Source organism: Cupriavidus phytorum (genome assembly GCF_003254285.1).
In the GTDB taxonomy this organism is placed as follows: Bacteria; Pseudomonadota; Gammaproteobacteria; order Burkholderiales; family Burkholderiaceae; genus Cupriavidus; species Cupriavidus phytorum.
The window spans coordinates 748777-770104 of the sequence record NZ_QKZN01000001.1 but is presented as its reverse complement, the minus strand read 5'-3'; the positions used below and the strand labels follow the sequence as shown (position 1 = coordinate 770104).

General features: G+C 68.3%; 18 protein-coding genes and 1 pseudogene. 9 read left to right on the top strand and 10 right to left on the bottom strand.

Translation table 11 applies throughout. The features are described from left to right. The first annotated feature begins 312 nt into the window (after positions 1-312). The 3 genes from adh (at position 313) to C7416_RS03300 (ending at position 2817) form a co-directional block, all read left to right on the top strand. A complete protein-coding gene (gene adh, locus C7416_RS03310) occupies positions 313-1833 on the top strand; it encodes an aldehyde dehydrogenase (RefSeq protein ID WP_111517096.1) in 1521 nt (506 codons plus the stop codon). A 2-nt stretch (positions 1834-1835) separates the two neighbouring features. Next, entirely contained in the window at positions 1836-2237 is a 402-nt protein-coding gene (locus C7416_RS03305) for a DUF779 domain-containing protein (protein WP_111517095.1), read from the top strand. Positions 2238-2631: 394 nt separating this feature from the next. Beyond that, entirely contained in the window at positions 2632-2817 is a 186-nt protein-coding gene (locus C7416_RS03300; protein ID WP_240988298.1) for a DUF1484 family protein, read from the top strand. A 787-nt stretch (positions 2818-3604) separates the two neighbouring features. Here C7416_RS03300 and C7416_RS03295 read toward each other — a convergent pair. From C7416_RS03295 to C7416_RS03270, 6 genes are all read right to left on the bottom strand, one after another. Next, positions 3605-5104, bottom strand: a complete 1500-nt coding sequence (locus C7416_RS03295; RefSeq protein WP_111517093.1) for a tripartite tricarboxylate transporter permease — start codon at positions 5102-5104, stop codon at positions 3605-3607. A 12-nt stretch (positions 5105-5116) separates the two neighbouring features. Further along, positions 5117-5623, bottom strand: coding sequence for a tripartite tricarboxylate transporter TctB family protein (locus tag C7416_RS03290; RefSeq protein WP_111517092.1), 507 nt, complete (start codon positions 5621-5623; stop codon positions 5117-5119). A 71-nt stretch (positions 5624-5694) separates the two neighbouring features. Continuing rightward, positions 5695-6690: a Bug family tripartite tricarboxylate transporter substrate binding protein gene (locus C7416_RS03285; protein WP_111517091.1), complete on the bottom strand. Its 996-nt coding sequence runs from the start codon at positions 6688-6690 to the stop codon at positions 5695-5697. Between the two features lie 73 nt (positions 6691-6763). Continuing rightward, a complete protein-coding gene (locus C7416_RS03280; protein WP_240988299.1) occupies positions 6764-7930 on the bottom strand; it encodes a DSD1 family PLP-dependent enzyme in 1167 nt (388 codons plus the stop codon). Beyond that, positions 7923-10976, bottom strand: coding sequence for an FAD-binding and (Fe-S)-binding domain-containing protein (locus tag C7416_RS03275; RefSeq protein WP_111517089.1), 3054 nt, complete (start codon positions 10974-10976; stop codon positions 7923-7925). The genes C7416_RS03280 and C7416_RS03275 overlap by 8 nt, the downstream gene beginning before the upstream one ends. 146 nt (positions 10977-11122) lie before the next feature. Beyond that, positions 11123-12343, bottom strand: coding sequence for a pyridoxal-phosphate-dependent aminotransferase family protein (locus C7416_RS03270; RefSeq protein ID WP_111517088.1), 1221 nt, complete (start codon positions 12341-12343; stop codon positions 11123-11125). A 170-nt stretch (positions 12344-12513) separates the two neighbouring features. Here C7416_RS03270 and C7416_RS03265 point away from each other — a divergent pair, with 170 nt between their 5' ends. The 5 genes and pseudogenes from C7416_RS03265 to C7416_RS03245 all read left to right on the top strand — a co-directional run bounded on the left by C7416_RS03265 (position 12514) and on the right by C7416_RS03245 (position 16363). Further along, entirely contained in the window at positions 12514-13269 is a 756-nt protein-coding gene (locus C7416_RS03265) for a GntR family transcriptional regulator (protein WP_111517087.1), read from the top strand. Positions 13270-13373: 104 nt separating this feature from the next. Further along, on the top strand, positions 13374-13658 hold the full coding sequence (locus C7416_RS03260) for a CppA family protein (RefSeq protein ID WP_111517086.1): 285 nt from the start codon (positions 13374-13376) through the stop codon (positions 13656-13658). Positions 13659-13785: 127 nt separating this feature from the next. Beyond that, positions 13786-14889: a malate/lactate/ureidoglycolate dehydrogenase gene (locus C7416_RS03255; protein ID WP_111517085.1), complete on the top strand. Its 1104-nt coding sequence runs from the start codon at positions 13786-13788 to the stop codon at positions 14887-14889. Positions 14890-15002: 113 nt separating this feature from the next. After that, positions 15003-15128 (top strand): annotated as a pseudogene (locus C7416_RS29280) (MBL fold metallo-hydrolase); the annotation flags it as partial. Between the two features lie 236 nt (positions 15129-15364). Beyond that, positions 15365-16363: an NAD(P)H-quinone oxidoreductase gene (locus C7416_RS03245; protein ID WP_111517084.1), complete on the top strand. Its 999-nt coding sequence runs from the start codon at positions 15365-15367 to the stop codon at positions 16361-16363. A gap of 19 nt (positions 16364-16382) precedes the next feature. Here C7416_RS03245 and C7416_RS29070 read toward each other — a convergent pair whose 3' ends face one another. The 3 genes from C7416_RS29070 to C7416_RS03235 form a co-directional block, all read right to left on the bottom strand. Further along, the gene (locus tag C7416_RS29070) at positions 16383-16529 is read right to left on the bottom strand and encodes a hypothetical protein (protein ID WP_181461139.1); all 147 of its coding nucleotides are present in this window, start codon (positions 16527-16529) and stop codon (positions 16383-16385) included. Between the two features lie 15 nt (positions 16530-16544). Next, the gene (locus tag C7416_RS03240; protein WP_111517083.1) at positions 16545-17420 is read right to left on the bottom strand and encodes a LysR family transcriptional regulator; all 876 of its coding nucleotides are present in this window, start codon (positions 17418-17420) and stop codon (positions 16545-16547) included. 118 nt (positions 17421-17538) lie between these two features. Further along, the gene (locus C7416_RS03235; RefSeq protein WP_111517082.1) at positions 17539-18570 is read right to left on the bottom strand and encodes a LysR family transcriptional regulator; all 1032 of its coding nucleotides are present in this window, start codon (positions 18568-18570) and stop codon (positions 17539-17541) included. 152 nt (positions 18571-18722) lie between these two features. On the opposite strand from C7416_RS03235, the gene C7416_RS03230 reads away from it, so the two are divergent. After that, on the top strand, positions 18723-19802 hold the full coding sequence (locus C7416_RS03230) for a maleylacetate reductase (RefSeq protein ID WP_111517081.1): 1080 nt from the start codon (positions 18723-18725) through the stop codon (positions 19800-19802). Positions 19803-19835: 33 nt separating this feature from the next. On the opposite strand, the gene C7416_RS03225 is transcribed toward C7416_RS03230, so the two are convergent. After that, entirely contained in the window at positions 19836-21299 is a 1464-nt protein-coding gene (locus C7416_RS03225) for an aldehyde dehydrogenase family protein (protein WP_111517080.1), read from the bottom strand. Positions 21300-21328 lie beyond the last annotated feature (29 nt).

Sequence of the window (21328 nt, the reverse complement as noted above, 5' to 3'; positions counted from 1 at the left end):
TTTACTTCGTGGACGCTCCGGCCCTCTCCCCCACCCCTCTCCCGCGCGCGGGAGAGGGGTGCGATTGCGTAAGATATCAGCAAGCGCTAACGCTGTTGCATAACCACCGAATCCGCCGAGTGTTCCAATCCTGAACACCCGCTGTCACGCACTGGCACACCTGGCCCGATTCCGCGGCCAGATCTTCGGTTTCTCCCCGCTTTTACGCCCTTTTCCGCCCTCTCCCGCCCCGGCACACCTCTTGCGATCTGCTCCCGTGCGCACGGCCCACGCCGTGACGGCACCACACAGATCACTCGAACGGAGCGAGACATGAACATGGCGGAAATCGCCCAGCTGGGCGTCAGCAACCCCTACAAGCAGCAGTACGACAACTACATCGGCGGCCAGTGGGTGCCGCCCGCCGGGGGCGAGTACTTCGAGTCCATCACGCCGATCACCGGCAAGCCGTTCACGCGCGTGCCGCGCTCGAACCAGCAGGACGTCGACGCCGCGCTGGATGCCGCGCACGCCGCCAAGGCCGCGTGGGCGCGCACCTCCACCACCGAGCGCGCCAATATCCTGAACCGCATCGCGGACCGCATCGAGGCCAACCTGAAGCTGCTCGCGGTGGCAGAGAGCATCGACAACGGCAAGCCGGTGCGCGAGACCACCGCCGCCGACCTGCCGCTGGCGGTCGACCACTTCCGCTACTTCGCCGGCTGCATCCGCGCGCAGGAAGGCGGCATTTCCGAGATCGACGGCGACACCATCGCCTACCACTTCCATGAGCCGCTGGGCGTGGTCGGCCAGATCATCCCGTGGAACTTCCCGCTGCTGATGGCCACCTGGAAGCTGGCGCCGGCGCTGGCCGCCGGCAACTGCGTGGTGCTGAAGCCCGCCGAGCAGACGCCAGCCTCGATCCTGGTGCTGATGGAGGTGATCGGCGACCTGCTGCCGCCGGGCGTGGTCAACGTAATCAACGGCTTCGGACTGGAGGCCGGCAAGCCGCTGGCATCGAGCCCGCGCATCAGCAAGGTGGCCTTCACCGGCGAGACCACCACTGGCCGGCTGATCATGCAGTACGCCTCGCAGAACCTGATCCCGGTCACGCTGGAACTGGGCGGCAAGTCGCCCAACATCTTCTTCGAAGACGTGCTCGCCGCCGACGACGCCTTCTTCGACAAGGCGCTGGAAGGCTTTGCCATGTTCGCGCTGAACCAGGGCGAGGTCTGCACCTGCCCGTCGCGCGCGCTGATCCAGGAATCGATCTACGACCGCTTCATGGAGCGCGCGCTCAAGCGCGTGGCCGCGATCCGCCAGGGCCATCCGCTCGACACCGGCACCATGATCGGCGCGCAGGCGTCCGCCGAGCAGCTGGAAAAGATCCTGTCGTATATCGACCTGGGCCGCAAGGAAGGCGCGCAGTGCCTTGCCGGCGGCGAGCGCAACGTGTTCGACGGCGACCTGGCTGGCGGCTACTACGTCAAGCCGACCGTGTTTGCGGGCCACAACAAGATGCGCATCTTCCAGGAAGAGATCTTCGGCCCGGTGGTCTCGGTCACCACCTTCAAGGACGAGGAAGAGGCGCTGGCCATCGCCAACGACACGCTCTACGGCCTTGGCGCCGGGGTCTGGACGCGCGACGGCGCGCGCGCGTTCCGCATGGGCCGCGGCATCCAGGCCGGGCGCGTGTGGACCAACTGCTACCACGCCTACCCGGCCCATGCCGCGTTCGGCGGCTACAAGCAGTCCGGCATCGGCCGCGAGAACCATCGCATGATGCTCGACCACTACCAGCAGACCAAGAACCTGCTGGTGAGCTACAGCCCCAACGCGCTCGGGTTCTTCTGACCATGGCCGGCGCGAGCTCAGCACAGCCAGCGGTAACAGTGGAGCGCGTGGTGGCAACGCCGGCTGCGCTGGCGCTGATCGCCGAGCTCGCCGCGCAGCACGGCCCGCTGATGTTCCACCAGTCCGGCGGCTGCTGTGACGGCAGCGCGCCGATGTGCTATCCCGCCGGCGAGTTGCTGGTGGGCCCGGGCGATGTCTGCCTGGGCCGGATCGGCGGCGCCGCGTTCTACATGACGCGCGCGCAGTTCGAGTACTGGCGCCACACGCGGCTGGTGATCGACGTGGTGCTGGGCGCGGGCGGGATGTTCTCGCTGGAGGGGCGCACGGGCAAGCGCTTCCTGACGCGCTCGGAGCTGTTCAGCGACGCGGAGGCGGCGTGGCTGGCGGCGCAGCCGGAACCGTAAGGCGGCGATGGCCGCGGCGAGTTGCAAGCAGGTCGGATCGCTGTCCCATCGCATTTCAGGGCTCAGCGATTTCCCACGCACCAGCGTTTGCGGCAAGCTTCGCCCGCCTGTTTGGAATGAGACAACTCTTATCGCCTGCCTGACTCTGGGAGGGAATACTGGGTACGTCATCGGGTTTCCGGTGACCGGGCGTGGAAACCCGCAGAGTCTCCGGGCAGGTGTGCCGCAACGGCACACCTGCGTGCTCGCACGAACGCATCGTTCCAAGGCGGGCCAGGTGAGGCGGCCGTAAGGCCGGCCGGTTCCCCCGGAGACTGGTTTCCACCCTCGCTCTATGGCCCGCCGCCCTCGCTTTCAGTCGAGTGAGAGTGGCTCAATCTGAAAGGAGTCAATCATGACAGTCGATGCGATCGAAGCCAATGTGTGTCTCAATGAAGTGCGTGCCGGGATAGAAGGCGTCCTCGTACTGCTGGAGCAGCAGAGTGTGCGGTCGGACGCCTGCTTTAGCGCCCTTTGTCTGCTGGAGCTGGTGAAGGCTAAGTTGGATGCGTTGATGGCAGAAGGGCCGGTGGCTGGTTAGCTAACGGCTCGGCGCCAGGCGGATTTCCGCCCCATGACTTCGTTGATGCGCCCGCCCTCACCCCCGCCCCTCTCCCGCGCGCGGGAGAGGGGAGAAAACAAGCGGCACCGCCACGCTGTTGGGCTCGCCCGTGACAGCGCGGGCGAGCGCCCATAGGCGGGCGGGACGCGAGGCAGCAGCGAAGCTGGCCTGGCGTGCCGAGCAAGCGCAGCGACGCGTACCGTGCCAGGGCCCATGCCCCGCGATAGGGCCGGCGCAGCAGCCGAAGGCGTTCCTACGACAAGGCCAGCAGCAGGGGCCACTCCGCGCTCTGGGCTCGTTCAACCATCATTCCAACGCCCCTCCCACCATAGTGCACCACCGCGGCAGGCAGTCCCGCTATGTGAGGAAGCCCAGCCCCGTACGAAAACCCCACGCACACTACGATAAGACATGCCGCCCGCAGGGCAGTAAACGCGCTTTTTGGTTACTTTTTGGCGCTCGGCCAAAAAGTGACCCGCCCAGGAGGGCGGAACCACGCGGTTCAAAAGCCGACAGCATGTCACCAACAGCAACTGCTCAGAGCACACCATCCATTCCCCTTGCCACCGCCAAAAAACCGTACTGCGCCGTTGATAGATCGTCGATTCATCAAAACATGCCTTGGCTGGTGAAGTGGCAGATTTGCAGTCGTGACTTCGTGGATGCTCCGGCCCTCTCCCCCGCCCCTCTCCCGCAAGCGGGAGAGGGGAGAAAACAAGCGGCAGGGTCAGCTCGTCGGGCTGGCTCGCCAAGCACGACTCAACCTTCAGGCAACACCCTTCCTCCCCCGCATCCTCAAATCACTAACCACCGGCCACACCAGCACGAACACAGCCAACCCCATGATCGTCCCGACCAGCCCGTTCGACCAGAACACATCCAACGCCCCGGACGACACCAGCATCGTTTGCCGGAACGCGTCCTCGGCCCGGTCGCCCAGCACCAGCGCCAGCACCATCGGCGCCAACGGGTAATCCAGCTTCTTCAACACATAGCCCACCACGCCGAAGCCCAGCATCAGCCAGACGTCGAACAAGGCGCCGTTCACGGTGTATGCGCCGATCGCGCAGATCACCAGGATCAGCGGTGCGATGATCGAGAACGGAATGCGCAGGATCGCCGCGAACAGGGGCACGGTCGACAACACCACGATCAGCCCGACGATATTGCCCAGGTACATGCTGGCGATCAGGCCCCATACGAACGGCCCCTGCTCGGCGAACAGCAGCGGCCCCGGCTGCAGGCCCCAGATCATCAGGCCGCCCAGCAGCACCGCCGCGGTGGCGGAGCCGGGAATGCCCAGCGCCAGCATCGGCAGCAGCGCGCTGGTGCCGGCCGCGTGTGCTGCGGTCTCGGGCGCGACCACGCCTTCGACATTACCCTGCCCGAACGAATCGGGATGCTTCGCCATGCGCTTGGCCACGCCATAGCCCATGAACGACGCCGCGGTGGCGCCGCCCGGGGTGATGCCCAGCCAGCAGCCGATCACCGACGAGCGCACCACGGTCAGCCAGTAGCGCGGCAGTTCGGCCCAGGTCTTCAGCACCACCTTCAGGTCGATGCGGGCCTGCTTGCCACGGAAGGCCACGCCCTCTTCCATCGTCATCAGGATCTCGCTGATGCCGAACAGGCCGATCACCGCCACCAGGAAGTCGAAGCCGCGCAGCAGCTCGGTCGAGCCGAAGGTCATGCGCAGCGTGCCCGATACCGTGTCCATGCCGACCGCCGCCAGCACGAAGCCCAGGCACATCGCGATCAGGATCTTGGGCTTGGACTCCTTGCCCATGCCGACGAAGCTGCAGAAGGTCAGCAGGTACACCGCGAAGAACTCGGGCGGACCGAAGCGCAGCGCGAACTTTGCCACCATCGGCGCCAGGAAGGTGATCAGCAGCACGCCTGCCAGCGCGCCCAGGCACGAGCCGGTGAAGGCCGAGGTCAGGGCCTTGCCGGCCTCGCCGCGCTGCGCCATCGGGTAGCCGTCGAAGGTGGTCGCCACCGACCAGGCTTCGCCCGGAATATTGAACAGGATCGAGGTGATCGCGCCGCCGAACAATGCGCCCCAGTAGATGCAGGACAGCATGATGATGGCCGACACCGGGTCCATCGAAAACGTCAGCGGCAGCAGGATCGCCACCCCGTTGGGCCCGCCCAGGCCGGGTAGCACGCCCACCACGATGCCAAGCAGGATGCCGACGAACATCAGGCCAACGTTCTGCCACGACAGCGCCACGGCGAAGCCGCCCATCAATGCATTGAGTTCATCCATGATCCGCCCTCCCTAGTAGCCCAGCGCCGCTTCGAGCGGGCCCTTTGGCAGCGGTACGCGGAACTGGATCTCGAAGATCCAGAACAGCAAGGCATTGATGCCGACGCCGGTCAGCGCGGCCTTCCACCACGCCGCCTTGCCTACCCACACCATGAAGCCGGCGATGAAGGCCGCCGATGCCACGTAGATGCCGAGCAGCCCGATCAGCCCGACATACACGGTCAGCGGCACCAGGATCACGCCCACCTGCCGCAGTTGCTGCCATGTCGCAAACACGGCGGTGCGGTCCGCGCGCAGCGCCTGCACGCCCACCAGCACGCTGCAGACCAGGATGATGATCCCGACCCGCATCGGGAAATAGCCCGCTTCCGGCCCGTCCGGCGCCCAGCCTGCGCCGATCGCGTAGTTGCTCCAGATCACCACCAGCGCGCCGGCCAGCAGGCACAGCGCCACTGTCAATTCAACTGCCTTGACCGAGATGCCGGCGCCCGCATGCGCCGCTTCCTGTTGTGAATCCATGTTGTCCCCCGCCTTGCTTCAGGCCATCGGCTGCGCCGCGCGGCGCAGCCCGTTGGTGATCGGTGCCAGCGTCAGCGCGCGGCAACGAAGCCCGCCTCCTTGATGATGTCGCGGTGCGCGGCTTCGTCGCGCGCCAGGAAGTCGGTCAGGGCCTTGCCGGTCAGGAACTCGTTCTTCAGCGCGTTTTTCTCCAGGTATTCCTTCCACTCCGGGGTGGCCACGATCTTCTGCATCAGGTCCACGTAGTACTTCTGCTGCTCCGGGGTCACGCCGCCCGGCATCATGAACACGCGCAGCATCTGGTATTGCACGTCGAGGCCCTGCTCCTTGCAGGTCGGCACGTCGTGCCAGCTCTGGCTCTGCGTGACCTTGCCGTTGTAGGCCATGCGCTCCGGCGCGAACACGCACAGCGCGCGATGCTCGCCGGCGCGCCACTGGCCGACCGATTCGGACGGATTGTTGACGTTGGCGTCGATATGCTGGCCCGACAGCTGCGTGGCGGCCTCGCCGCCGCCCTTGTACGGCACGTAGATAAAGCGGGTGCCGGTCTTCTTCTGCACCAGAGCGCTGATGATCTGGTCTTCGCGCTTGGAGCTGGTGCCGCCGACCTTGATCTTGCCCGCGCTGGCCCTGGACGCGTCGATGAACTGCGCGACGGTCTTGTACGGGGCCGCGGCATTGGTCCACAGCACGAACTCGTCCTGCGCGATCATCGCCACCGGCGTCAGGTCGCGCCAGCTGAACGGCAGGTGGCTGACCATCGGCACCGTGTAGAGCGCCGACGAAGCCACCAGCAGCTTGTGCGGATTGCCCTGCGATGCCCTGGTATCCATCAGCCCTTCGGCACCGCTGGCACCCGCCTTGTTCAGCACGATCACCGGCTGGCTCATCAGCTTGTGCTTGGCGATGATGCCCTGGATCGACCGTGCCATCTGGTCCGAGGCGCCACCGGCGCTAAACGGCACCACGATCTCGACCGGCTTGGCCGGCTCCCATGCCCATGCGCTGAGGCAGGCCGTGGCACCCACCACGGCCGCCAGGATCTGCCTGACTGTGTTGCGTTGCATCGTTGGTCTCCTTTGGCTTTGACTACCCGGTGCCGCTTGTTGCCTCTTCTCTTTCCTGCGCTGCCAGGCGGCATCAGCGGCTCAGGCCGCGCGCCGCGATGTCCCACAGCTCGGCCACATGCCCGTCGCGGCAGCACACGTATTGCGCGTGCAGGTTTGCGGTGGGGTCGCAATGGCCGGGCACCAGCCAGAGCTTGCTGCCCAGCAGGTTCTGGCCGTCTTCGTCCAGCACCTGCAGCACGCCGTGCTCGTCGTTGGCCGCCACATAGCGCAGCCACTCGCTGCCCGGGCCGGACCACAGGCGCGGCAGCCCCGAATCCACCGCGAGCGACTTCAGGCCCGCATCGCACACCGCCACGCCGGCGCGCGCCGTGCTCATCACCGTGGTCGCCAGAAACAGGCCGTGCCGCGGCTGGAAGCGCCCGGGCCATTCGCTGGCGCCATAGTGGCCGTCCAGGAACACGTAGCTGCCGGGCTGGATCTCGGTATAGACGCCGCTCTCGCAATCAAACTCCGCGGTGCCGCTGCCGCCGCCGGTGATCACCGGGCAGGCGATGCCGCGGGCACGCAGGTGTGCCACGTAGGCGCCCGCCTGTTCGGCGGCGCGCCGGGCCGCGTCGCGGCGCTGGGTCCAGTGCGCCAGGTGCTGGGCGCCGCCGTGATACGCCTGCAGCCCGCCGAAACGCAGCGACGGCGCCGCGCCGATCGCATCGACCAGCCGGCCCAGCGCTTCAGGGCTGTCGACGCCGCACCGCCCCTGCCCGACGTCGGCTTCCGCCAGCACCGTGATACGCACCCCGCCGGCCGCCGCGGCGGCGGCGATCGCGGTTACCTGGCGCACGTCGTCCACGCACACGCTCAGGTCCACATGCCGGGCCAGCTCCACCGCCATCGCCAGCTTGTCGGCGCCGACGAACTCATTGCTGATATGGATGCTGGCAATGCCGGCGGCGGCAAACGGATAGGCCTCGCTGAGCTTCTGGCAGCAGATGCCGACCGCGCCGGCGGCGATCTGCCGCTGCGCAATCGCGACCGACTTGTGTGCCTTGGCATGTGGGCGCAGCGCGACGCCGCCGGCATCGGCAAGCGCCTGCATCCGCGCCACGTTCTGGTCGAAGGCGTCGAGGTCGACCAGCAGCGACGGCGTGGCGACGTCCTCGACACGGTCGCCGATCCTTGCCGGCGCCGGTGGCTGCAGGCGGGCACGGTCCCGGACCGGATTGAGCATCGGCTCAGTCATGGCGGCTGCCCTCCAGCGCCATCGCCAGCACTCTTGCCACATGCATGGCCTCGGCCTGCGCGCCGTCGCGGATCTGGTGGCGGCAGCTGGTGCCGTCCGCGACCACGATGGCATCGGCGCCGCGCCGGCGCACCGCCGGCAGCAGCGACAGCTCGGCCATCGCCTGCGATGCTTCGAAATGCTCGGCCTCATAGCCGAAGCTGCCGGCCATGCCGCAGCACGACGACTCCACCGGCGCCACCTTCAGGTCCGGTATCCACCCCAGCACGGTCTGCACCGGCGTGAAAGCATCGAACGCCTTCTGGTGGCAGTGCCCGTGCACGATGGCCTCGGAGACCTGCAGCGGCCGCAGCGGCAACGCCAGCCGGCCCGCCTGGCGCTCGCGCACCAGGAACTCCTCGAACAGGAACGACAGGCTGGCTAGCTGGCGCGCCTCGTCGCCATAGCCATAGCCCAGGAACTCGTCGCGCAGCGACAGCAGGCACGACGGCTCCAGGCCGACCACCGGCACGCCGCGCTCCACGAACGGGCGCAGCGTATCGAGCAGGCGCCGCGCCTCGGCCTTCGCCTGGTCGACCAGGCCCGCGGCGAGGAAGGTCCGGCCGCAGCACAGCGGACGTTCGCCAGCGCGGACGTTGAAGTGCACGGTATAGCCCGCGGCCTCCAGCACGGCCTGCGCGGCGCGCGCATTGTCGGGCTCCATGTAGTTGCTGAAGGTATCGACGAAGAGCAGCACTTCGCGCCCATTGGCGTGGCTGCCGGTAGCGTTGGCTGTGCTGCCGCGTCCCGCCAGGAACGGCGCGGCGAAGCGCGGCAGCGAACGCTGCGGGGCAAACCCGAGCGCGCGCTTGATCCAGCCGGAGACCCCGGGCAGGCTGTCGGCCAGCGCCAGCAGGCCCGGCACGCGGCTCGCCGCGGGCGCATAGCGCGGCAGGAATGCGACCATGCGCTCGCGCAGGCTGATGCCGTGCCGGCTGGTCCACGCATGGCGCGCCTCGATCTTGAACTTCGCCATGTCGACGCCGGTGGGGCAATCGCGCTTGCAGCCCTTGCACGAGACACACAGGTCCAGCGCTTCCTTCACTTCGGCACTGGCCAGCCCGTCGCTGCCAAGCTGCCCGGTCAGCGCCAGCCGCAGCGTGTTGGCGCGGCCGCGCGTCACGTGCTGCTCGTCCTTGGTCACGCGATAGCTGGGGCACATGGTGCCGGCGTCGAACTTGCGGCAGTGGCCGTTGTTGTTGCACATCTCCACGGCCGACGCGAGGCCATGGGTGGCGGTATCGTTGCCCGTGCCCGGCGCGGTCTCGGCGCCCGTCATCGGGTCGCGCCGCACATTCCACGCCGACCAGTCCAGCGCCGGCGTCAGTGGCAGCGCAGCGTAACCAGGCGCGAAGCGGAAATTCTCTCGCGCATCCATGCGCGGCGGGCGCACGATCTTGTCGGGGTTGAAGCGGTTGTCCGGATCGAACAGCGCCTTGATCTCGCTGAACGCGGCGTTGATGCGCGGGCCGTATTGCCAGGCCACCCACTCGCCGCGGCACAGGCCGTCGCCGTGCTCGCCGGAATACGCGCCCTTGTATTCGCGCACCAGCTCGGCCGCCTCTTCAGCGATCTCGCGCATGCGCAGCGCGCCGTCGCGGCGCATGTCCAGGATTGGCCGCACGTGCAGCGTGCCGACGCTGGCGTGGGCGTACCAGGTGCCCTCGGTCTCGTGCTTGTGGAAGACCTCGGTCAGCCGGCGCGTGTATTCCGCCAGGTGCTCGAGCGGCACCGCGCAGTCCTCGATGAACGAGACCGGCTTGCCGTCGCCCTTCATGCTCATCATGATGTTCAGGCCGGCCTTGCGCACCTCCCACAGCGCCTTCTGCGCCTTCTCTTCCGGCATCTTCACCACCGAGCCGGGCAGGCCCAGGTCGGCCATCAGCTCGGCCAGCCGGTCCAGCTGCGCCAGCAGCGCCTGGCGGTCGTCGCCGGCGAATTCCACCAGCAGGATGGCCTGCGGATCGCCGGCCAGCGCGCGCTCGACCACCGGGCGGAAGGCTGGGTTTTCCATCGACAGGTCGATCATGGTGCGGTCGACCAGTTCCACTGCCACCGGTTGCAGCGTGACGATATGCTGCGTCAGGTCCATCGCCTGGTAGAAGGTGGGGAAGTTGACCACGCCCAGCACCTTGTGCGCCGGCAGCGGCGCCAGCTTCAGCGTGAGCTGGCGGCTGCAGGCCAGCGTGCCTTCGGATCCGACCAGGATATGCGCGAGGTTGGCGTAGCCGTCGTCGGTATAGGCGCGCGGGTTCTGGCAGTCGAACAGGTCGATGTTGTAGCCGGCGACGCGGCGCAGCACCTTGGGCATGCGCTCGGCAATCTCGCCGCGCTCGCGTGTGGCGATGCGCTGCAGACCATGAAGGATGCCCTCGGTGCGCCCTGCCGCCACCGGTTGCGCCAGCGAGCCGAAGTGGCAGTCGCTGCCATCCGCCAGCACCGCATCGATCGCCAGCACGTTATGCACCATGTTGCCGTAGGCGATCGAGCGCGAGCCGCACGAGTTGTTGCCGGCCATGCCGCCGATGGTGCATTGCGCCCCGGTGGAAACGTCGACCGGGAACCACAGCCCGTGCGGCCTGAGCCAGGCGTTCAGGTGGTCCAGCACGATGCCGGGCTCCACCGTCACCGTGCGCGCGCCGGCATCGAAGGCGACCACGTTGTTGAGCCATTTGCTGGTATCGATGACCAGCGCCTCGCCCACGGTCTGGCCGCACTGGCTGGTGCCGGCGCCGCGGGCCAGCACCGGCACGCGCTGGTCGCGGGCGATGTCGAGCGCGCGCACCAGGTCGGCCTGGTCGCGCGGCACCACCACGCCGACCGGCATGATCTGGTAGATGGAAGCGTCGGTGGCATAGCGGCCGCGGGCGGCGCGGTCGAACAGCACGTCGCCGCGCAACTCCTTGCGCAGCAGCGCCGACAGCGGCGAGAGCGGCGAGGGGGCCCGGCGCTGCGCGGGCACCAGGTGGATCGGCTTGACCAGCAGGGAGGACGAAGTCATGTTCATGGCATGCAAGGAAACAAGGGCTGCGCGCCCACGGCGATGCATGCGGCCGCCTGCGGTGGGCGCATGTCGTGGTGATGCTCCGGCAGGAAAGCCAGGCTGCGGAGCGAGGCGCGCCTGCCTGACCCGCGCGGCTCGATCCGCTTCGCTCAGGCGGCGGCCTTGACCACCGGCTTGTCGGCGTGCGCAGCGAGCGACGCCATCGCTGCGGCCACGCCGCTGCCGGCAAGCGGCACGCCGGCCAGCTTCAGCCCCATCTCGCAACCGGCGAGCGTGGCCATCAGGGTCAGGTCATTGCAATCGCCCAGATGGCCGATGCGGAACATGCGACCGCGCATCTTGCCCAGCGCCTGCCCCAGCGACATGTCGAAGCGCTCATAGATCAGCTTGCGCACCGCATCCGCGTCGACGCCGTCGGGCATCATCACGCCGGTCAGCACCGGGCTGTACACCGCGGGGTCCGCGCACTGGATCTCCAGGCCCCACGCGCGCACGGCCTGGCGCGTCGCCTCGGCCAGCCGCCGGTGGCGGGCGAAGACCTGTTCCAGGCCTTCGCCCAGGATCATGTCGAGCGCCTCGGACAGGCCGTACAGCAGGTTGGTGTTGGGCGTGTACGGCCAGTAGCCGTTCTTGTTCGATTCGATGATCTCGGCCCAGCCCCAGAACGCGCGCGGCAGCGTGGCGTGCTGGCTGGCGGCAATCGCCTTGGGCGAGAGCGCGTTGAAGCTGATCCCCGGCGGCAGCATCAGGCCCTTCTGCGAGCCGGACACCGTTACGTCGACGCCCCACTCGTCATGGCGATAGTCGGCCGAACCCAGGCCCGAGATCGTGTCCACCAGCAGCAGCGCCGGGTGCCCGGCGGCGTCGATGGCCCGGCGCACCGCGGCGATATCAGAAGTCACGCCGGTCGAGGTCTCGTTGTGCACCACGCACACCGCGCGAATCGTGTGGCCGCTGTCCTCGCGCAGGCGCGCCTCGATCATGTCCGCCTGCACCCCGCGGCGCCAGCCCTCGATGCCGGGCAGACCCAGGAATTCCGGGCGCAGGCCCAGGGCCTCTGCCATCTTTTTCCACAAGGTTGCGAAATGCCCGGTCTCGAACATCAGCACATGGTCGCCCGGGCTGAGCGTGTTGGTCAGCGCCGCTTCCCAGGCACCGGTGCCCGACGCCGGATAGATGATCACCGGGTGCCGGGTCTTGAAGATTTCCTTGATGCCCGCCAGCACCTTGCGGCCGAGTGCGCCGAACTCCGGGCCACGATGGTCGATGGTCGGATAGCTCATCGCGCGCAGGATGCGGTCCGGCACCGGGCTCGGGCCCGGGATCTGCAGGAAGTGGCGGCCAGAAGGATGGAAATCGAGGTGAACCATGGAAAACTCGCCTCCTTGTTGTTTTATGAATTTTGAATGCAATCGACTATAGCAGAGCGACGGGTGCGGTCCAAGGCCAGATTTGCGGCAATATGTGATGGTTAACCCGCGTTTTGAAGCCCGGATGCAAGATGCAGTAGAATCCGCGCGAAGTGGATAGAGGACATTGAATGCAAAACTCATATAGCGACGACCAGGCGGCGGGCGTTTCGAAGCCCGTTCCACCGCCCTCGCTGCCGCGCCTGGCACGCCCGCGCCTGCACGACACCGTGGTCGAGCACCTGCGCCAGTTCATCGTCGAAGGCGTGTTCGCGCCGGGCACCAAGCTCAATGAACGCGAGCTGTGCGAGACCCTGGGCATCTCGCGGACGCCGCTGCGCGAGGCGCTCAAGGTGCTGGCGGCCGAAGGCCTGGTCGACCTGCTGCCCAACCGCGGCGCCAGCATCTCGCGCATGAGCGAGGCCGAAGTCAGGGAGAGCTTCGAGCTGATGAGCGGGCTGGAGGCGTTTTCCGGCGAACTGGCCTGCGAGCGCATCACCGCGGCGGAACTCGCGCAGATCAAGGCGCTGCACTACGCAATGCTGGCCTGCCGCGCCCAGAACGACCTGCCGGGCTACTACAGCCGCAACCAGGAGATCCACGACCGCATCAACGAGGCCGCGCGCAATGGGGCGCTGCGCCAGACCTACCAGTCGATCAACCGCCGCCTGCAGGCGCTGCGCTTTCGCTCCAACCAGCAAAGCGGCAAGTGGGACGAGGCGGTCGAGGACCATGAAGAGATGATCCAGGCGCTGGAAGCCCGCGACGGCAAGCGCCTGGCGGCGGTACTGAAGCGCCACTTGCTGGAGAAGCGCGACGCGGTGTTGCCGCTGGTGTCGGGTGACGGCCCTGAAGCCAAGACTCTTCTGAAAACGACCGAGGCCTAGCCGTAGCACAGCCTTTTTCCCAGCCCGGGCCGGATTTTTCTTGCCTCCATGCGGATACTGTATATATTTACAGTACCTGTATGGATGAACAGTGGAGTCCCGGCATGGAACACCTGATCCGCGTGCAAAACGACTATGACCGCCAGGTGCTGGCCTGGCTGCGCGGCCGCATCGGCGACGCCGCGCTGCAGAGCGCGGTGCATCGCCTGGCAGGCCCGCGCAAGCCCTACCTGTCCACGATCTGCCGCAGCCTTGGCATCCGCCCGCCCAGCCGGCGCCAGTTCGCCGCGGAAGCCGCGCGCATCCACCGCGCGGTGGGCGACAGCTACCTCGCCCGCATCAGGGAAATCCTGGCACAAGCCCCGGCGCACGAAGCCCCGCTCCGGTAGGCATTTGCCGATCACCGGCCAGGCGCGGACCATCGCGCGCGGGCCGGACGTATCATGAAAGCCCCGTTGCCGTCACACGGCAACGGGGCTTTGTGTTTCGCAACGTATTCCTCCCTCCAAGGCCGACATGAGCGAACTCCGCATTCCCACCCGCGCGCTACACCAGTGGGTCACCGATCTCTGGCTTGCCGCCGGCAGCAGCACCCAGGAAGCGCAACTGACGGCGGACCACCTGGTCGGCGCCAACCTGAGCGGGCATGACTCCCACGGCGTCGGCATGATCCCGCGCTATGTGCTGGCGTGGCAGGCCGGCGAGCTGCAGCTGAACCGGCAGGTCAGCGTGCTGCAGGACGGCGGCAGCCTGCTCAGCCTGGACGGCAACCGCGGCATGGGTCAGGCGGTGACGGCGCAAGCCATGGAAATGGCCATCGCCCGCGCGCGCGAGCACGGCGTCTGCGTGATGGGGCTGCGCCAGTCGCACCACCTCGGGCGCGTCGGCCACTGGGCCGAGCAGGCCACGGCCGCCGGCATGATCTCGATCCACTTCGTCAACGTGCTGTCCAAGCCGATCGTCGCGCCCCACGGCGGCTACGACGCGCGCTACGGCACCAATCCGTTCACCATCGGCGTGCCGTTGGCCGGCGAGCCGCCGCTGGTGCTGGACTTCGCCACCAGCGCCATCGCGCTGGGCAAGGTGCGCGTGGCCCATAACAAAGGCGTGCCGGTTGGGGCCGGCTGCCTGCTCGATCCGCAGGGCCAGCCCACCACCGATGCCGCCGTGATGTACCCGCCCCCCGACACGCCGCAAGGCGCGTTGCGCCCCTTCGGCGAGCACAAGGGCCACGTGCTGGCGGTGATGTGCGAACTGCTCGGCGCCGCGGTGACCGGCGGCCATACCATCCGCCCGGAAACGCTGCGGCACGAGCACGCGGTCTGGAACAACATGCTGGCGATCGTGTTCGATCCCGCGCGGCTCGGCACCAGCACCTCGTTCGGGCATGAAGTCGCGGCCTTCGCCGACTGGATGAAAAGCGCGCGGCTGCAGCCTGGCCAGACCGGCATCCAGCTTCCCGGCGAACCCGAGCGCGCATTCCGCACGGCCCGCGCGCAGCAGATCCCGATCGATGCCGGCACGCTGGCGCAACTGGACGACGCCGCGGCGCGCGTGGCGGCGGCGCGGGCCAGCGGGCATCGCGCGCCCGGCCCGCTGTCAGCGCTGGCGTGCGTCTGAATCTGGGCGCGCGCAAGGCGCGCCACTGTGCTTGCGAGTACCGCTGCAACACCCGCGTTGCGGTGCATCCAACTGGCTCGCCGTCACCGCCGCCATTGCGTCTCCTGCGCGAGCGCGCACTTGTCGCCGCGGCGCATATCTCGTTCCCTGGCCTGGGCCATCTGCGCAAGCACGGCAGCCGGTACGAGTGGGTGCCGGTGAACTACGAAGCCGAGCCCGGCACACGCGCCGGCCACTGAAGTCGGCCACACGGCGACGATGACCAGAACGTGCCGCTCGAGATGTCCGCGCGCCTCGCCGTAGGATTTCGTGAAGACGTAAACGGCCCGTGGCGGCGTTGTTGGCGGGCCGCTGCAGAATTGCATGGCAGCAAGGGAAAAGTCCCTGCAATTGCCGCGAAACCGCCAACCTATACTGGGCTTCCCTTATCGGCTTGCGCGCCCTTCCTCCTGCGCAAGCCTCTCCAGGAGTCCAAGTGAAAGCCATCACCCTCCCCGCCTTCGGCGATGCCGATGTCCTGCAACTGGCCGAGGTACCCGATCCCGCGTTACGCCCCCACGACCTGCTGGTGCGCAACCACGCCGCCGGCGTGAACCGCGCCGACGTCAACCAGCGGCAGGGTGCCTATGGCCGCGCCGACTTTGGCGACTCCGGGCTCATGGGCCTGGAGATTGCCGGCGAGGTCCTGGCCGTTGGCGACGCGGTACAGGGCTTCGCGCCGGGCGACCGCGTCATGGGCATCGTCGGCGGTGGCGGCTATGCGGAACTGGCGCGGATCGACTATCGCATGGCCATGCCTATCCCGCCGGGCCTGACTTACGTGCAGGCCGCGGCCATCCCGGAAGCCTTCGTCACCGCGCACGAGGCCCTGCTCCACCTTGGCCAGCTCCGCGCCGGCGAGCGCGTGCTGATTCACGCTGCGGCCAGCGGCGTGGGTTCCGCCGCGGTGCAGCTGGCCGCGGCATGCGGGGCGCAGGTCTTCGTGACGGCCAGCGGCCACAAGCTGGATCCGCTGCATGCCCTCGGCGCAAGCGTGCTGATCGATTACCAGCGCGACGACTTCCAGGCCGTGGTCGAGCAAACCACCGCGGGACGCGGCGTCGATGTCATCGTCGACTTTATCGGCGCCCCGTATTTCGAGCGCAATATCCTGTCGCTCGCCAATGGCGGCCGCCTGGTCCAGGTCGGGCTCCTCGGCGGCGGCAGCGGCGCCAGCGTGCCGCTGGAACGCATACTGTACGGCCACCTCAGGATTCTCGGTACGGTGATGAAGTCGCGCACGCCAGCGGAGAAGCACGCGATGGTCAGCCGCTTCAGCGCGCACTGGCTGGCGAACTTCCAGGCCAGCGGACTGAAGCCGGTGGTCGACAGCGTGGTGCCGCTGGAACGAGCCGCCGAGGCCCACCGTCGCATGGAGTCCAACCAGAGCATCGGCAAGATCGTGCTTGCCGTGGACTGCCACGGCGCCGCGTAGCCGACAGGGCCAGCAGGCTTCACATGCGCAGCCGGCCCCGCTGCGCGACGTCCGCGCGTGCCAGCCAAACTACCGTGATCGCGAGATCCGGGACCATCGCCAGCCCAGGCGCCGCCAGCGCGATGCCGAACAGGATCCGGTAGTCGGCCCCGTTGGCCGCGAACACCGCCGAAGCAGAAAGCTAGCCTCCGTGACGCTCGAAAACGTCGACGATGCTGTCGATCATCGTCCTGACCCGCGCGGTGTGCCGCAGGTCCTGGTGCGTGACCAGCCAGACTTCATAGCGGCCGGCACGCTCGCGCCCGGGCCAGATCCGCACCAGCCCGTCGCGCTCGGCCAGCGGCACCGGCACCTCGCCGATGGCCATGCCGGTGCGGATCATGGTCCGCAGCATCAGGCTGGAGTTGACCGCCGCCACCAGCCTGCCGGTGTGGATCGGCTCGCCGACCAGGGTCGGCGCGGCACTGCCGTGCAGGTACGGCTGGTACATCACCACGTCATGGCCGGCAAAGGCATCGGCCTGCGCGGGCGTGCCGCGGCGCGCGAGGTATTCGGACGATGCGAACAGGCCGACGGGCCAGTGCGCCAGCCGGCGCGCCACCAGGTCCGGATTCTCCGGCTTCATGTTGCGTATCGCGATATCCGCCTCGCGGCGCGCCAGGTTCAGCATCTGCGTCGAGGTATTCAGCATGACGCGCACATCCGGATGCTCGGCATGCACGCGTGCGATCGCCGGGATCACGAACTCGAGCGCCAGCGAATCGGTGGTGGTCACCTTGACCTCGCCTGCCAGCCGGCTGTCCGCGCCCTGGGCCTGCCTGACCAGGTCATGGGCGAACTTTTCCATCTTCTCGGCCGAGCGCAGCGCATTCTCGCCGGCGGGTGTCAGCACATAGCCTTCGGACGTCCGCAGGAACAGCGTGGCGCCCAGCGCATGCTCCAGTGCCGCCAGCCGGCGCCCTACCGTCGCCTGGTCGACGCCGGCCACGCGGGCGGCCTGGCGCAGCGTGCGCTCGCGCTGGAGGGCGAGGAAAATTCGAGTATCGTCCCAGTTCACTTCGATGCGGCGCCTGGCGCCGGTTCTGAATCATCCTGATGCACCGGGGCAGGACTTCCGCGGCGAAATCGCCTGGTCCTGCTCCGCGCCCTTATGTCCGCGCCATGATGTCGCGCACCTATGCCCGTGCTTCACGCGCGGTCGTCCTGCTCCCGGCCTTGGCCGACGGCGCGCGCCGTGGCCCCTCCGGCAACGGTGCGGCCGGGTTGCGCCGTCCGCTCTCGCGCGACGGCACCATTGCCAGCTGCCAGCTCGGCGGCGAGCCGATGCCATGCGCCAGATGGGCGCAGAACGCCTTGACCTTCGCCGTGGCGCGAGGTGCCGCGCGCAGCAGGTAGATATTGCTTTGCGGCTGCGGCAAGGTGCCTTCCAGCAACAGCTCCTCGAGACGCCCGGCGCCGATGTCCTCGCCCACGGACCAGTCCGGCATCAGCGCAATGCCCAGCCCCTGCAGCACCGACAGGCGCCTGGCATCGCAATCGTCGCACTCGACCGCGAATGCCACGCGCGCGGCATGGGCGGGCGTCAGCAGCTCGCGCCAGCCGCGCATGCTGGTGCTGTGCGCCCGGTCGATCAGGCGATGCCGGGCCAGGTCGTCGACATGCGTCGGACGCCCGTGCATGCGCAGATAGTCCGGCGTCGCGCATACGACATAGCGCTGCGTGGCGATCGGACGGGCGATCAGGTTGCTGTCGGCCTGCTGGCCCACGCGGATCACCAGGTCAAAGCGCTCGACCACCGGGTCGACCACGCGCTCGGTCAGCTCCAGCTCGACCGACAGGCCGGGATACTGCGCGTAGAGGCTGCCCAGGTGAGGCACCACATGGCGGCGGGCGAACGCCGGCAGGCAGGCGACACGCAGCCGTCCGGCGACGCCCTGCTCCAGCGCCGCCACCGCATCGCGGGTTTCGCTCAGGTCCTGCAGGATGCGCGCCGCGCGCTCGTACAGCAGGTCGCCCGCGTCGGTGCGCGCCAGCGCCCGGGTCGAACGCGTGAACAGCGCCACGCCCATTTCGCGTTCGAGCGCGTCGATCTGGCGCGCCACCGACGACGCCACTTGTCCGCGCTGGCGCGCCACGGCGGAAAAGCTGCCGGTACGCGCGACGTCGACAAAGGTGGCCAGGTTTTCGGCAAAGCGGACAAATTCCATTTGTGCTTCCTTTGCAAAGGCATTGCGCGGCCGCGACGGCTTCCCGCAGCCATTGCGCTGCCCGTAGTATCGGTGGCATTGAGGCCTGCGACAAGTCTTTGCACGCCGTGCAAAGCGCCAAGGCCGGTCACGTTATCCGACGCGAGTCCTGCATGCATCCCTTTTCCTACCAGACCTTGCCCCAGCGTGTCGTGTTCGGCCATGGCAGCCTGGCACGGCTGCCCGATGAAGCCGACGCACTCGGCGCCGGCCGCGTGCTGGTGCTGTGCACCCCCGGCCAGCGCGGCCTTGCCGAGCGTGCCGCCGCGCTGCTGGGGCCACGCAGCGCCGGCATCTTCGATGGCGCGGTCATGCACGTCCCGATCGAACAGGCACGCCGCGCGCGCGAGGCCGCCGCGCGCAGCGGCGCCAGCGCCGTGGTTGCCATCGGCGGCGGCTCGACCGTCGGCCTGGGCAAGGCCATCGCGCTGGAATCGAACCTGCCGGTGATTGCCGTGCCATCGACCTACGCCGGCTCCGAAATGACCACGATCTACGGCCTGACCGACGCCGGCCTGAAGCGCACCGGCCGCGATGCGCGCGTACTGCCGCGCACGGTCATCTATGACCCCGAGTTGTCGCAGGCGCTGCCTGCCGCGATCAGCGTGACCAGCGGCATCAATGCGATCGCGCACGCGGCCGAGGGGCTCTATGCCGCGGACCGCAACCCGGTCAGCGAGTGGATGTCGCGCGAAGGCATTGCGGCGTTGAGCCGGGCCCTGCCGGTCATTGCCGACGCGGCGTCGCCGGCGCACGCGCTGCGTGCGGCGCGCGGCGATGCGCTGTATGGGGCCTGGCTGTGCGGCGCCGTGCTCGGCAGCGCCACGGTGGGGCTGCATCACAAGCTGTGCCACACGCTGGGCGGCACGCTGAACCTGCCGCACGCCGAAGTGCACACGGTGGTGCTGCCGCACGCGCTGGCCTACAACGCCGCGGCCGCGCCGCAAGCCATGCACGCCATCGCGCAAGCCATGGGAGCTCCGCACGCTTGCGGCGCGCGCGCCGTGTTCGACCTGTCCCTTCGGCTGGGCGCGCCAACCTCGCTGCGCGAACTGGGCATGGCGTCGGCCGATCTCGACCGGGTCTGCGCGCTGGCATTGCGCGACCAGTATCCGAACCCGCGCCCGCTCGAACCGGAAGGCATCCGGGCGCTGCTGGAGGATGCCTTCGCGGGACGGCCGCCGCGCGCCTGACACGTGGCGCCAGGGCGCGACGCGCCAGCCGCCTCAGCGGCGGTAGTGCGGCGCGATCTGCGCGTCGACATTCACCCACACCGAGCGTGCCTCGGTGTAGTCGCGCATGGCCTCGAAGCCCATCTCGCGCCCGTAGCCCGACTGTCCGACGCCGCCAAACGGGCTGCCGGGGCTGACACGCTTGTAGCAGTTGATCCAGCACATGCCGGCATGCATCGCGCCGGCCAGCTGGTGCGCCCGTGACAGGTCGCGGGTCCACAGCCCGCCGCCGAGCCCGTACGGCGTGCCGTTGGCAATGGCCAGCGCCTGCTCGTCGCTGCCAAAGCGCAGCACGGTGACGAACGGGCCGAACACTTCTTCCTGCGCCACGCGGTCATCGGGCCGCGCCTGCACGATGGTCGGCTCGACATAGTAGCCTTGCGCCAGCGCCGCCGCCGCGGGCGCCTTGCCACCCGCCAGCACCTTGCCGCCCTGCTCGCGCGCGACATCCACGTACGACAGCACCCGGTCGCGATGCTGCGCGGAGGTGAGAGGCCCCATCTCCGTCTCCGGGTCCAGCGGATTGCCGATCCGGATCGAAGCCGCCAGCGCGCTGAACCGGTCCAGGAACGCATCGGCAATGCGCTCGTGCAGCACCAGCCGTGAACCGGCGATGCAGGCCTGGCCCTGGTTATGGAAAATGGCCCAGGCCGCGCCGTTGACCGCGGCATCGAGATCGGCATCGTCGAAGACGATGTTGGCGCCTTTGCCGCCAAGCTCCAGCTGCACGCGTTTCAGGTTGCCCTGCGAGGCCTCGACGATCCTGCGCCCCGTGGCGGTCGAGCCCGTAAAGGCAATCTTGCCGACGCGCGGATGCTCGGCAAGGCGCTGGCCCGCCGTATGCCCGTAGCCGGGCACCACGTTGACCACGCCATCCGGAAAACCGACCTCGGCCATCAACTCCGCAATGCGCAGCGACGACAGCGGCGTCAGCTCGGACGGCTTGATCACCACCGTATTGCCCGCCGCCAGCGCCGGGCCCATCTTCCAGCTGGTGAACATCAGCGGGAAGTTCCACGGCACGATCTGCCCGACCACGCCGATCGGCGCCCGCTGCACGTAGTTGAGGAAACCCGGTTCCACCGGCACCACCGTGCCTTCGAGCTTGTCGGCCATGCCGCCGAAGTAGCGGAAGCAGGCGGCCGTGCGCGGCAGATCGAGGGCGCGCGAATCGCGAATCGGATGGCCGGTGTCCAGCGATTCGAGCCGTGCCAGCTCTTCGGCGTTGGCTTCGATGGCATCCGCCACTCTGAGCAGCAGGCGCCCGCGCTGGGCGGCGGCCATGCGCGACCACGCCGGGAAAGCGCGCGCGGCGGCTTCCACCGCCACGTCGACATCGGCCGCCTCCGCTGCCGCGATGTGGGTGATGACACTGCCGTCGTGCGGGTTCAGTACTTCGATGGTGGCGCCGCTCAGTGCGTCGACGAAACGCCCGTTGATAAAGAGCTTGTTCTGCATGCTGGATGGTGGACAGGTTAGAGCCGACG